Origin of the sequence: Bailinhaonella thermotolerans (assembly GCF_003594875.1) — a bacterium.
Classification (GTDB): Bacteria; Actinomycetota; Actinomycetes; order Streptosporangiales; family Streptosporangiaceae; genus Bailinhaonella; species Bailinhaonella thermotolerans.
In genome coordinates this window covers 69,687-81,661 of sequence record NZ_QZEY01000017.1, presented here as the reverse complement: position 1 = coordinate 81,661, position 11,975 = coordinate 69,687, and the positions used below count along the sequence as shown (strand labels likewise).

At 75.0% G+C, this 11,975-nt stretch carries 12 protein-coding genes and 1 pseudogene; 6 read left to right on the top strand and 7 right to left on the bottom strand.

The window, feature by feature from the left end:
* Nucleotides 1-130 precede the first annotated feature (130 nt).
* Entirely contained in the window at nt 131-721 is a 591-nt protein-coding gene (locus tag D5H75_RS42105; RefSeq protein ID WP_202638687.1) for a 5' nucleotidase, NT5C type, read from the top strand.
* 119 nt (nt 722-840) lie between these two features.
* Nucleotides 841-1,173 carry a hypothetical protein gene (locus D5H75_RS31345; RefSeq protein ID WP_119930188.1) on the top strand — a complete coding sequence of 111 codons (333 nt, stop codon included), beginning with the start codon at nt 841-843 and terminating at the stop codon, nt 1,171-1,173.
* 129 nt (nt 1,174-1,302) lie between these two features.
* Here the strand turns inward: D5H75_RS31345 and D5H75_RS31340 are convergent, their stop codons facing one another.
* The 4 genes from D5H75_RS31340 to D5H75_RS31325 form a co-directional block, all read right to left on the bottom strand.
* Complete coding sequence (locus D5H75_RS31340; RefSeq protein WP_119930187.1) at nt 1,303-2,355, bottom strand: flavin-containing monooxygenase; 1,053 nt, start codon at nt 2,353-2,355, stop codon at nt 1,303-1,305.
* Between the two features lie 53 nt (nt 2,356-2,408).
* Complete coding sequence (locus D5H75_RS31335; protein WP_119930186.1) at nt 2,409-3,179, bottom strand: helix-turn-helix transcriptional regulator; 771 nt, start codon at nt 3,177-3,179, stop codon at nt 2,409-2,411.
* Nucleotides 3,180-3,659: 480 nt separating this feature from the next.
* The gene (locus D5H75_RS31330; RefSeq protein WP_147425327.1) at nt 3,660-4,187 is read right to left on the bottom strand and encodes a hypothetical protein; all 528 of its coding nucleotides are present in this window, start codon (nt 4,185-4,187) and stop codon (nt 3,660-3,662) included.
* Between the two features lie 89 nt (nt 4,188-4,276).
* Nucleotides 4,277-4,708, bottom strand: a complete 432-nt coding sequence (locus tag D5H75_RS31325; protein ID WP_422674067.1) for an ArsR/SmtB family transcription factor — start codon at nt 4,706-4,708, stop codon at nt 4,277-4,279.
* A gap of 53 nt (nt 4,709-4,761) precedes the next feature.
* On the opposite strand from D5H75_RS31325, the gene D5H75_RS40985 reads away from it, so the two are divergent.
* From D5H75_RS40985 to D5H75_RS31315, 3 genes are all read left to right on the top strand, one after another.
* Entirely contained in the window at nt 4,762-5,037 is a 276-nt protein-coding gene (locus D5H75_RS40985; RefSeq protein WP_147425326.1) for a hypothetical protein, read from the top strand.
* A gap of 197 nt (nt 5,038-5,234) precedes the next feature.
* The gene (locus D5H75_RS31320) at nt 5,235-6,734 is read left to right on the top strand and encodes a hypothetical protein (protein WP_147425325.1); all 1,500 of its coding nucleotides are present in this window, start codon (nt 5,235-5,237) and stop codon (nt 6,732-6,734) included.
* Between the two features lie 596 nt (nt 6,735-7,330).
* Entirely contained in the window at nt 7,331-7,624 is a 294-nt protein-coding gene (locus D5H75_RS31315; protein WP_202638686.1) for a nucleoside triphosphate pyrophosphohydrolase family protein, read from the top strand.
* Nucleotides 7,625-7,776: 152 nt separating this feature from the next.
* On the opposite strand, the gene D5H75_RS31310 is transcribed toward D5H75_RS31315, so the two are convergent.
* On the bottom strand, nt 7,777-8,106 hold the full coding sequence (locus tag D5H75_RS31310) for a hypothetical protein (protein WP_119930182.1): 330 nt from the start codon (nt 8,104-8,106) through the stop codon (nt 7,777-7,779).
* 197 nt (nt 8,107-8,303) lie between these two features.
* Here D5H75_RS31310 and D5H75_RS44670 point away from each other — a divergent pair.
* Nucleotides 8,304-8,846: pseudogene (locus D5H75_RS44670) on the top strand (PIN domain-containing protein); the annotation flags it as partial.
* 249 nt (nt 8,847-9,095) lie between these two features.
* On the opposite strand, the gene D5H75_RS42095 reads toward D5H75_RS44670, so the two are convergent.
* Entirely contained in the window at nt 9,096-9,800 is a 705-nt protein-coding gene (locus D5H75_RS42095) for an Ig-like domain-containing protein (protein ID WP_202638685.1), read from the bottom strand.
* Between the two features lie 131 nt (nt 9,801-9,931).
* Nucleotides 9,932-11,887, bottom strand: coding sequence for an RNB domain-containing ribonuclease (locus D5H75_RS31300; RefSeq protein ID WP_202638684.1), 1,956 nt, complete (start codon nt 11,885-11,887; stop codon nt 9,932-9,934).
* Nucleotides 11,888-11,975 lie beyond the last annotated feature (88 nt).

Sequence of the window (11,975 nt, the reverse complement as noted above, 5' to 3'; positions counted from 1 at the left end):
GTGCGGGCCGCGGCCGTTCCCGCACGGCTCGGGCCGGCGCGCAGGAGGCGCCGGCGGCGCAGCCGGTTGCCGCGCGGCGGGCGCCGTCGACGGTGGCGCCGCACCACCGAAACGAAAGGAAGGGCAGCGCATGACCGCTCCTGTGAAGGCCATCGGCGTGGACGTCGACGACACCCTCGGCGCGTACTGGACGGCGTTCCGCGCGTGGCGGCACCGGGTCCACAACGTTCCGCTGGAGCAGATGCCCGCCCCGGCCCGCTGGTCGCTGGCGGAGTCGGGCTGGGGATTCGCGCACGACGGCGAGTACTTCGACGCCCACTGCCAGGCGGTGGAGGACGGGCTGCTGCGGGACCTGCCGCCGCTTCCCGGCGCCCGCGAGGCCCTGCGGGACCTGCGCGAGCGCGGCGTCCAGATCGTCATCGTCACCCACCGGCTCTGCGCCGACCGGCTGAGCCCGGGCCAGGTCCTGGCCGACACGGCGGCCTGGCTGGAGGAGCACGATCTGGCGTTCGACCAGATCTGCTTCCTGGACGACAAGTCCCGCCTGAACCTGGACCTGTTCTTCGACGACGCGCCGCACAACATCGCCGCGCTGCGCGCGGCCGGGCGCCGGGCCGTCTGCATGGACGCCCCGTACAACGCCGGCCTGCCCGGGCCGCGCGCCCGCTCCTGGGACGAGTGCCACCGCCTCGCCCTGAAGGCCCTGGAGCTGGACGCCTGAGCCCACCGGACGAGCACCCTCCGCGGCCCGAACCGGGGGTGATCGCGTGCCCGGCGGTCTTGCGGCCGGTGGCGCGCCGCCACTGTGAACCTGGCCAACCGACGGAGAGGAAGTTCAGCGTGAACCTGCCTGCTGGTTCCCTGCTGGCGCAGGCGGCCCCCGTGGCCGCGCGCGCCGGCGCCGCCGCCCGCTCGCGCGCGGTGACCGCCGCGGGCCTGGCCCGCACCGGCGGGGCGCGCGCCCTGCGCCTCATCGGCGAGCGCCCCAAGTCCGCCGTGGCGGTGGCGGCCGCCGTGCCGCTGCTGGCCGCCGCGGTGACGTTCTGGGTCATGGAGCGCCAGATCCGCCGCATCTACGCCGACGCCGACCTGCTGGGCGGCCTGGCGCGCGCCTACGCCCAGGAGTCCGCCCCGCCGGACCCGTACGACGAGGACGCATCCACCTCTGAATGACCTCCCCGTGAGGACAGCCCCGGGCCACATCGGCCCGGGGCTATTGCGCGGCCCGGACGAGCCCGGCTGGGACGACCGATGGGACGACCGACTCCGGCGGGCCGGCCCCGTTCGGCGCGGGCGGCGTGCTCAGCGGGGTCGTGACCTGGCGCGTTGAGCGGTGTACGCCCGGGCGATCAGCGCGGCGTCTTCGCCTACCCAGCCGAGCAGGGCCGAGCCGCGGCAGCGCTGGAAGGGCAGGCCGATATAGGTGAGGCCGGGCATCGGGCTGATCCCGCCGGTGTGGCGGGGCCGCCCGTCGTCGGTCAGGGCGCCGGGGATGCGCAGCCAGCGGTAGTCGGGGCGGTAGCCGGTCGCCCAGATCACGCTTCGCGGGGCGAGGGCCTGGCCGGAGGCGGTGCGCAGCAGCGGGCCGTCGGCCGTGGTATCGGTCGCGGTGATGCGGTCGACGATGCGCACGCCTATCCGGCGCAGGCCACGCGGGCCCAGGCCGATGAGGGGGTCGCGGTCGCGGATACGGCGGCCGAGCCGGCTGGTGACCGGCGCGCGGACCAGGCCGAGCGCCTGCAGCCAGGTGAAGATGTCGGTGCCGGCGATGCGCTGCGGCAGGACCGGTTGCCGCGCGCCGAGGGCGAGGGTGACGGGCCGGGTCGCGGCGAGTTCGGCGGCGATCTGCACGCCGGAGTTCCCGCCGCCGACCACCAGGACGGGGCCGTCGGGCAGCTGGTCGGGGTTGCGGTAGTCGGCGCTGTGCAGGGCGGCGATCCCGGACGGGAGCGGCAGGTCGGGGATACGGGGCTGCTGGAAGGGCCCGGTGGCGACCACGACGCCGTCACCGGTGTGGATGCCGGTGCCGGTGACCGCCTCGAAGCCGGCGTCGCCGGTACGGCGCAGCTCGGTCACGGTGGTGCCGAGCTGGACCGGCAGATCGAAGCGGGCCGCGTACGCCTGCAGGTAGTCGGCCACCTCATCCTTGCCCGGGTAACGGTCGCCGCCGGGCAGGGGCATGCCGGGCAGCCCGCTCAACCGGGCGGGGGTGAACAGGCGCAGGGAGTCCCAGCGGCGCCGCCAGGACTCGCCCAGCCGCGGATGGGCTTCCAGCAGCAGCACGTCATGGCCGGCCAGGCGCAGCTCGCGGCCTGCCGCGAGCCCGGCCTGCCCGGCGCCGATCACGAGAATCATGAGAACCCAGCCTGGCCGAGCCCATGGCGGCGGGCTTGAACGAACCTGCTATGTCAGCCACCGTGAGCCACCGTCAGCCACTGGACGCCGGCGGCCAGGGTGGAGGGGGCCTGGCCCATCATCCGGCGGACCACCCGGGTCAGGTGAGCGGCGTCGGCGAACCCGGCCGCGTGCGCGGCCTCGGTCAGCGTGGCCCCATCGGCCAGCGGCGACAGCGCCATCCGGAGCCGCATCCACAGCACATAGGGCCGGAACGGCAGCCCGAGCTGGCTGGTGAACAGGTGGGAGAGCCTGCTGTCGGACAGGTGCACGGCGCGGGCCACCTCGGCGAGCCGGACGCGGGCGGGCAGCAGGGAGTCGATGACCTGGGTGGCGTGGATCAGCGCGGGATGGCGGGGACACGCCGGGGCCGCCCCGGTCAGCCGGTCGGCCAGAGCATGCAGCGTGGGCAGGTCCCAGACGGCGGGAACGTCCAACTCAACGGCCCAGCCGGCCGCCGACCGGAGACGGGGGTGAGCACGCACGGGCCCGGCCTGGGCCGGGTCGATGAGGGCCAGCAGTCCGCCGGACGCGCCGCGCACGATGGCATGGGGCGTGTTCGCCGGGATGAACGCGGCCGTCATGGCATGCTCGGCGCCGTCGGCGTCCCGCAAGACGAGTCCGTCGCCGATCAGGAGCTGGGCGGCATGGTGGGCGTGCAGGTCGGCGGCGCCGATCTGGCCGCCGTAGTAGAGCCGGCCCGGCGTGATCGCCGCCCAGCCCTGCCAGCGGGCCGCCGGGTGCGCAGGATCGGTCGCCGGCGCTGGCGGGCGGCTGGCCGGCACGGCGTGGGGCGCCGCCGGCGGGTTCGCAGACTGTGCGTCCTGGGGGGACGCGGCCCGGCGCCGTACCGCAGACGGCACGCTGTTGCCGATCACCGGGCCGGACGCTTCGCGGCGGTCACGCTGCTGGACGCCCGCTCGGCCGTCCGGCCTCGGCCTCCCCGGCCGGCAGCCGCAACGGTGGGGCCTTCATCGCTCGGGGTGTCCTTCCTGGCGGCGTGCGCCGCTGACGTGGGGTGGTGGTGCCGGGTGCGGTGGTGCCGGCGCGCTGGGCGACGCCGAGCAGGTGGCCTCCCGCTCGCCGTCGGGCCCGGCGCTGGGAACCGGTGGGGTGCGCTCCGCCCTTCCAGAGGTGCCGGAGTACTGATCGGGGCTGGCCAGGGCGCAGCCTGGCGCGCATGGGCGGGGCTGTGGGCGCCGACGCCGCGCTCCGGACGCGGTTTCCCCCGGCTGCGCGGGCGGCGGCCGCCCTCGGTTGAGCGGTCAGCCCAGAGCGCTCACCGCGGCATACAGGCCGGCGGTCAGGGCCGCGCCGATCGAGCAGATGACGATGCCCTTGGCGAAGGCGCGCACGTGGAAGCCGAGGTCACGGTACTCGGGCATGTCCTCGGTGCCGGGCAGCACGACCAGGGCGGGCCGCCAGGTGACCACGATGAGCCAGTCCAGGACGACCAGGTCGAACAGGTTGAAGGTCTGCAGGATGATCCAGGCGTAGACGAATACGGCGAGCACCCCGGCGCCGGGGGCGAGCCTGGCCAGGTGGGTCAGCGCGAGGGCCAGGATGGCCACCACGCCGAGGGCGACGATGATGGTCGCCGCGCGGGCCACGCGTTGCCCGCGCGGGCTTTTCGCGCCGTAGCGGTCGCGGATGGCCGGCGGATAGTCCTGCGCCAAGAAGTCGCGGGCGGCCAGCGCGCCGCCGAACAGGACGGCGGTGAACAGGGCGCTGACCGCCAGCCCGTAGACCAGCCCCCACCCGGCCAACGCCATCCACGGAATCGCTTGCTCCACCGGCATGCTCCTTGTGCTGGTAAGGGTTGCGGGTCAGGCGGCCTGAAAGGGGGCGGCCAGATCGTCGGGGACGGGCAGGTCGATCGCGCTCATGCCACCGCATCGCCGGTGGGTTGCTCGACGTCCGGGCGGACGGCGCCAGGGACGGCACTGGCGGCGGCACTGGGGGCGGCTCTGGGGGTGGGGCGGAGCACCACGGCGTGGCCGGTGGCGGCCAGCAGCTGCTCGGCGGAGGCGAGCAGGTCCATCAGCTCGGGCCGGGTCAGGCTGTAGAAGGACTGGCGGCCTTCGGCGCGGTAGTCGACCAGGTCGCAGTCGCGCAGGCAGGCCAGGTGCTTGGAGACGGTGGACTGGGCCAGGCCGAGTTCGGCGACCAGGTCCACCACGCGGGCCTCGCCGCGGGCCAGCCGTCGCACGATGCGCAGCCGGTTCTCATCGGCCAGGGAGCGGAAGAGCGCGGCCGCCGGAGGGACACCGGCGGCGATGTCGGCGCTGACGCACGAGCCAGCCTCACTATCAATCGCCACATGGCGATGATAGCCCGATATCGCCATGTCATGGCAAGAGGGGGGTGTTGTCCGGCGTCTGGAACCTGCGGAAGTCGAGCCGCAGCGGCACCGCCGCCACCTTGCACCCGAATCTGGCGGCGGAACGGGTGCGCCTGCTCACCGGCCCGGAGACCGACCCCCGGCACGCGCAACTGCTGCTGCCCACCGGCAGGACTCACCGGTGGCGGTCGCTCCAGCGGCGCGGGCTCACCGAGCCCCTGGGCGCGCAGCTGTGGCACGCGTGCAACCGGCGCCCCGGGAAGACCCCACGCGCATCACCCCCATCCGGGCGATGGGGGTGATCGTCCTGCGCACGCATCGGCCGCTCCTTCATCCCTCATTCGATGCCGTGGGACGCGTGCCGCGCCCAGCGCCGGTGATGGGGCCGACCGTCGGCGCGGGCATTGCGGGGGCCCGCGATCGGCCGCGCGGCTGGGCGGGTGAGCCGCGGCGTTGACGGTCGGGCGCGTCGTCAACCCAACGAAAGGACTGATCGGACGTGGCCCCCAGATTGCGCCGCTTCGAGGACGCCATCACCGCAGCCGACGCCTTCATCCGGGCCGGTACGCTGCCGCCGCGCCTGCACGAGGCGATCCTGCGCGACCACCCGCGGTACGCCACCGCCCTGGCGCTGGCCCCCAACCTGGACCGCGGCGCGTGGGAGCACCTCATGAGCGGGCCGCTCAAGCCGGACGCGGCCCTGGCCAAGGCCCTGGTGGACCGGCCGCTGGACGACGGGCGGATCCGCCAGGTGCTGCTGGGTGAGACGCGGGCCCAGGTCGTCCAGCAGATGGTGGCCGCGAACGCCGTACCGCCCGAGGCCATCCGGGCCTGGTACGAACGGCAGTCGGCGAAGAAGAACCCCGCCGGCGGCGCCGGCAAGGCCATCGCCAAACTGCTGTGCCTGCGCACCCCCGGCGCGATCCCCGCCGACCTGAAGCGGCCGCTGGCGCTGCTGGCCGGTCCCGAGGCCGTCGTCCACCTGGCGGCACGCTGGCCCGCGCAGATCCTCCCGGACGCGGTGGTGATCGACGCGCTCGCCCAGATCCCGGACTCGGCCGGCCGCAAACCGGTCGCCCGCCTGATGCACGAACGGCCCCAGGCCGTCCGGGCCGTCCTCGCCCGCCCGCAGATCCCGCTCGCGGTGGCGCAGGCGGTCGTGGGCACCCACTGGCTGACCGACGACCTGCTGCCGCGGGTGCTGCGCCTGGACGTGGACGGCGAACGCTTCACCGCGCCCATCCCCGGATGGATGGCGGTCTCGGCGGCGTGGAACCGCGCACTCACCACACAGGCCGCCCGGACGATCTCGGCGGCGGCCGCCGCCGACGCGGCCAGCCCCGCCGGCATGCTGCAGTTCAGGCCGGACACGGACCTGCACCACCACAGCGTCCACGAGGCCGTCGCGGCCCGCGCCGGCGACCCCGGCTACCACGTCCAGGTGCCGTTGAGCGAACTGGACGAGCCGCCGCTGCTGCGCAAGTGCCTGGGCAAGGCCCTGCGCCGGGCCGATGAGGGCGACTCCTGGACCGACCTGCTGGAGCTGATGGCCAACCCCCTCAGCCCCCAGGTGGAAAAGGACATGAACGAGACGTGGCTGCCCGGCACGATCAGCGAACTGGTCCGCTGGTCCTGCGGCTTCACCCGCTGGGGGTACGCCGCCGGCCGCCTGAGCCGGGCCGTCGCCCTGGGCACGGTCAGCGCGGACGACGCCGAGGCGGCGCACCGCCGCCTGGAGGCGGACGAGCCGCGGCCGCCGAACTCTGGTGCCCGCCCGTGGGCTCCGTTCAGCACGCTCACCTGGGAGCTGGCCGACCCCGAGCGGGCGCAGGCCTTCACCGCCCGCGTCGAACGGCTGGCCACCGAACTGGCGGCGGCCCTGCCGGGGCAGCCGGCGGATGCCGAGGACCAGCTGTGGCGGGCGATCCTGCTCCTGGCGCCGACCTTCGAAGGCGGCCTAGCCGAACTCCCGGACGTGGCCGCCGCGATGATCCGCTGACCCGGCGCGGTCCCCGCCGCCCGAGCCCCCGCAGCACACAGACCCCAGGCGCACGCCTGGGGTCTGATCCGGTAGACAGCGCAGCCCACATCGGACTGCCCCGGGGCCTTCGCATGAGCCTCGAAGTGGGCATGTGCGCTTCGGTCGTGTCCGCCGGTTCCTCGGCGGCCTGGCGGAACCGCTTCGCTCGCCCCGCCGCCCCCATGGCCTGCGGGTGGTCCTTCTCCATCTGGTCAATCCGGAACGCATTGGCCATCATCCCGGCGCGGGTCAGCCCGGCCAGCTTCACCCCCGGTCATTGCGGTGCAGCCCACCGCCCCCGGAGCCCGGCCCCAGCATGCACGAGGCGCGATCCACCGCCTGCTTCATCCCGGAGCCCGACAGCGTGCGCCCGATGTCACTACCCGCTGGCACGCGCAACTCGAGACCGATGCATCCGCCGTGCTCGTACGCGATCACGCTGCCGATGGCCTGGCGGGAATTTCCGGCCGGCCATGACCAGGACCCCACGTCAAAGCCCCGCGTCCTCCCACGCCGTCCCCGCGGCCTCGCTACGCTCCTGACCCGTGGACGTTCGCACGGCTCAAAAGCTCGTCATGGAGAACAAACACGCCAAGGGCTTCAACGTCACCGACGTACCCTTGGAGGTCTGTCTTCTCCAAGGCGAGATCGCCGAGTTCTTCACCGCCTGGCGCACGAGCGAGGGCGACGCAGCCGAGGAACTGGCCGACGTGGCCCTGTACGTCCTCGGGCTCGCCGGCATCTTGAACATCGACCTCGCCGAGCAGATGGAACAGAAGATCTCCAAGAACGCCGCCCGCGTCTACGAGAGAGGCGCCAACGGGGTGATGTACAAGACAACCCCGGAGCAGACCTCCGCCGAGCACTGAACATGCCCATCGCCTACGCGGTCTGCTGTGCCACCCCTCCCACCTTCCTGACTCGCGGCCTCGTCACGACCGCCCACTGAACGGAGAACCCCCGCACGATCACCACGATCATGCGGGGGTCTGTGTTGAGCCGCTTGCGGGCCCGTCTCACCTCACTGGCAGGGGCCGGGGGTCAGCGGCGTGTCTCGCCGCGCGATCTTGGCGGCGCGGCCCTGGAGGGGCAGCAGTGCCCACTCCAGCTCCGCCGTGTCGATCGGCATCGTGAGGTCCACCGCCAGCATTGGCTGGCCCTGCTTGTCCAACCGCAGCTCCGGCCACGGCACCTCGTCCTTGATGACGGGCACCGGGAAGGGGTACTCCGGGAGGAGACGCCCGATGATGGCGGTCAGGTCGCCCAGGACGAACTGCTCCGCCGCGGGCGGCACCTGGCCCGCCGGGCCGTTGACCTCGTACTCCACGTCGTCGTCGGTCCAGTAGAACACGTGCCTCGCCTCCACTTGATTTGGACTGCGTCAGCCGCCGACCGTGGGCGCGCCGCCGCCGCGTGCACCTGTTGGCGCACGGGAACGGCGGCGGACGGTGCCGGCCGTGGGGGAGGCGCCCGCACGCGCACCCGCGGGTGCGCCTCGTCCGCACAGGAGTCGCCCACGTGGCCGCAGCCTCTGCCCCGATCGCCCCGATGGCCCCGATCGCCCCGATCGCCTCGGTGACGCTCGACGCCGACCCCGATGACCGCGCCCCCGATCAGCGCACCCCAGGCCCTGTGGCCGCCGATCATCGCGGCGCTCCCCATCCCGCCCGGCGCTGCCTCGTCCTGGACACCAGCGCCCTGCTCGCCGACCCGCACGCGTTCACGCGCATGGGCGACGCCGAGGTGGTCATCCCGCTGACGGTGATCGACGAGCTGGACCGCACGCACAAGCACCGCGAGGACGCCCTGGGCGCCCGCGCCCGCAGCGTGCTGCGCGCCATCGACCACTACCGAGCCGAACAGCCGGGCCGCCGCCCCGCCAGGCAGGGGTTCGCCCTCCCCGGCGGCGGCGTCCTGCGGCTGGAACCCCCCGCCCGGCACGCCACCTCCTGGGCCCGGTACGGCCTGTCCGCCGACCTGCCCGGCCACCGCGTCCTCGGCACCGCCCTGGCGCTGGCCCGCACCGGCCGCGACGTGGAACTGATCACCTGCGATGTGGGCATGCGGATCACGGCGGACGCCCTCGGCCTGGCCACCCGCGACCGGCGGCCGGCCACCAGCGCCGCCCCACCCGGCTGGCACACCGTGGACGGCCTGTCGCCCGGTTTCGTCGCCACCCTGCACCGCGCCACAGATCCGGTTGACCCGCTGCGAGCGCTCGGCGGTGGCCGGGCTGGCCACCGCCAAGCTCTGACCCGCCCCGCGCGCTCCGCCGTACCCGGGCCGGCGCGGAGCGTGGGGCCCGGGATTGGTCCCGGGCCCCACACGCGGCCGGCCCGCTCACCTCGCCGCGGACGTGAACTGGACACGCTCAGCGGACACGCCGAACAGGCCGTCCCCGGCGCGGATCCCGGCCAGGTCGACAGTGACCGCGATCTTGTTGCGGGGTTCCCCGGCCGGGTCGTAGCGGTAGACGGCACGGGTGGGGGAGGGCCAGTGCCAGCGCCCGCCGGGCAGGGGCCAGCTGGAGATGACGCTCATGCCCGCCTCGACAGCGGCGCGCTCTCGCACCGGATGGGAGAAGCGCACCTGGATCGGGGTGCCCGGCGCGACGGTGGCGCCCTGCCGCGGCGTGATGGCGAACTTCAGGACCCGCCGGGCGGCTGCCACCGACAGCGGGAGCGCGCCGGTGACCGCGTCACCGGCGGGGGCCAGCGCGGTCGCGGTGATCGTGTACCGGTGCCCGGGGACGAGCCGGGTCACCGGCGTCGTGCTCGCGCGGGGGACCCGGCTGGCGGCCCCTCCGGTGGTGTGGTCGGCGACCAGGACCCGCAGGAGGGTGCCGCGCGTGGTCCGCACCGTCAGGGACGTCCCGGGTTCGATGACGGCGCCCGGGGTCAGGGCCCGACCATCGGCGCCCAGCACCTGAATGCGGGGAGGGCCGGGGGGCGGGCCGGCCCGGCGGGCGGCCGGGGCGGGATCGGCGAGGCATCCGGCGGCCAGGAGCGTGGCCGCGGCGCCCGCCAGCAGACGAGGTTTGCTCATGGCGGCTACCGTGAGCACGGGCCGCCGATCGGCAGGCCGTGGCCCGCCGCGCGAGGCCGCGTCCGTCCCAGGGGACGTCCGTGCGGGCGAAAGCCCCAGGCGCGCGCCTGGGGCTGAAGGGGGCCGCCGGATCAGCTTCCGCTGTGCCGCGGCCCGGTGTCGCCCGTGCCGGGCGGGCGGACGCCGCCGGGGTCGGGGGCGGGCAGCAGGTCCAGCTCGCCCGCCATCGGATCGGCGTTCTTGACCCGGACCCAGATCCGCTGGCCCAGGCTGTGCCGCACGCCGTGCCGGGCCGCGTCCCGCGAGGAGATGAGCCCGGTCAGGCCGTGGCCGTCCAGCCGGACGAGCAGGCCGTTGCCGCTGACCTTGCTGACGCGGCCGCTGAACGTCCCGTCCCCGGCCGCGCCCAGCTCCACGAGCTTGAGCGCGCGGCGCATCTGCGCCTCGGCCGCCGCGGCGCGGGCGGAGGCTCCGGTCAGGTGATGGCATAGGGCCTCCAGCTCTGTGCCCGAGGGAAAGCGGGCCGGGTCGCGTTCGCCGGCCAGGAAGGCGTGCACGATGCGATGCACCGCCATGTCGGCGTAGCGCCGCAGCGGGGAGGTGAAGTGCAGGTAGGCCTGCGAGGCGAGGCCGAAGTGCGGCTCGGGCGCCGGCCGGTAGCGGGCGCGGCCCAGGCGTGACAGCAGCACGTCCCAGATGCCCGCCGCGGCCTTGTCGCCGGGGCTGGCGTCCAGTTGCGCGGCCAGGCCGGCCAGGCCCAGCGGGGTGATCTGGCCACCGAACGCCGGCAGATATCCGGCGGCGCGGCAGAACGCCTCCAGTTCGGCGGTGGCCTCCGGTCCCGGGGCGGGGTGGGTGCGGAACACCCCCGGCATGCCGCGGGCGATCAGCCAGGCGGCCACCGCCTCGTTGGTGGCCACCATCAGCCGCTCGATCAGCAGGTGGGACGCCTCGTGCCGGGACCTGCCACCGTCGGCGTCATGGTCGATCCGCCAGGCCTCCAGCCCGCCCCTGCGGGAGCGGCGCAGCCCGAGCCGCGCCCCGGCGGTGCGCAGCCACCGCAGCGCCTCCACGATCTCGGGGTCGGCCGCCTCCGGGTCGGCCTCGGTGAGGATCCGCGCGGCCACCCCGTAGTTGAGGCGGCGCCGCGAGCGGATCACCGCCGGGTAGATGTCGGTCGCGGTGATGTCCCCGGTCTGGTCGACGCGCATCTCCACCGTCAGCACGTCCCGGTCCTGACCGGGCAGCAGCGACAGCCGGTCCTCGCTCAGCTCCGCCGGCAGCATCGGCCGCGTCCACCCGGGCAGGTAGACGCTGGTGGCGACGTCCCGGGCCTGCTCGTCGAGCACGGATCCGGCGGGGACGTGCGCCGTGACGTCGGCGATGTGCACCAGGACCCGGATGGCGCCGTCCTCGGCGGCCGGAGCCACCGACAGGGCGTCGTCCAGGTCGCGCGAGTGGTCGGCGTCGATCGTGAAGACGGTCAGGTGCCGCAGGTCGCGGCGGCCCTGCGGCGGCCCGGATGCGGGCGCCGCGCCGCCGTACGGCGGGCGGGCCGGTTCGGGCGGCAGCCGCGGAGGGGAGGCGGGGATGCGGTTGCGGACCAGGACGCGGGCGCGCAGCGCCTCGGGCTCGGCCGGGTCGGGCCAGGCGCGCAGGACGCGCGCGGCGGCGTCGTCCTCGGTCAGCTCGGCGATCACGCTGTCGCCCGGGGACGCCGGGCCGAGCAGCGGCCACACGCCGTGCCCCAGGTGCGGATCCACCCGCAGGACGAGCCGGCCGTCCTGCTCCTCGGCCTGCCCGGCCAGCATGCGGGTGCTCCGCCGTACCAGGGTGATGCGGCCGCCCGGGATCCGGTCCCCGCGATCGGGGCTGATCTCGGCGAGCACGGTGTCGCCGTCCAGGAGGTTGGGCGCACCCGGCAGCACGTAGCCGCGGGCGCCGGTGTCGGCGAACTCCACGACGCCGGCGCCGCGCGGGTGCGGGCGGAAGGTGCCGATGACGGGCGTGGGCGGCTGCCGTGAGGCGCCGGCCCGCCGCCGGCCCCGCGTGGGGGCCTTGGTTCGTGAGTGATGTGGATTCCTCATAGCGGCCCTCACCGTCACGGCACCGGCCGGGGCCGCCAGCGACCGGCCCGTCGGCCACGCGTCCACCGGGGCGAGCCGGGCAGCGCGA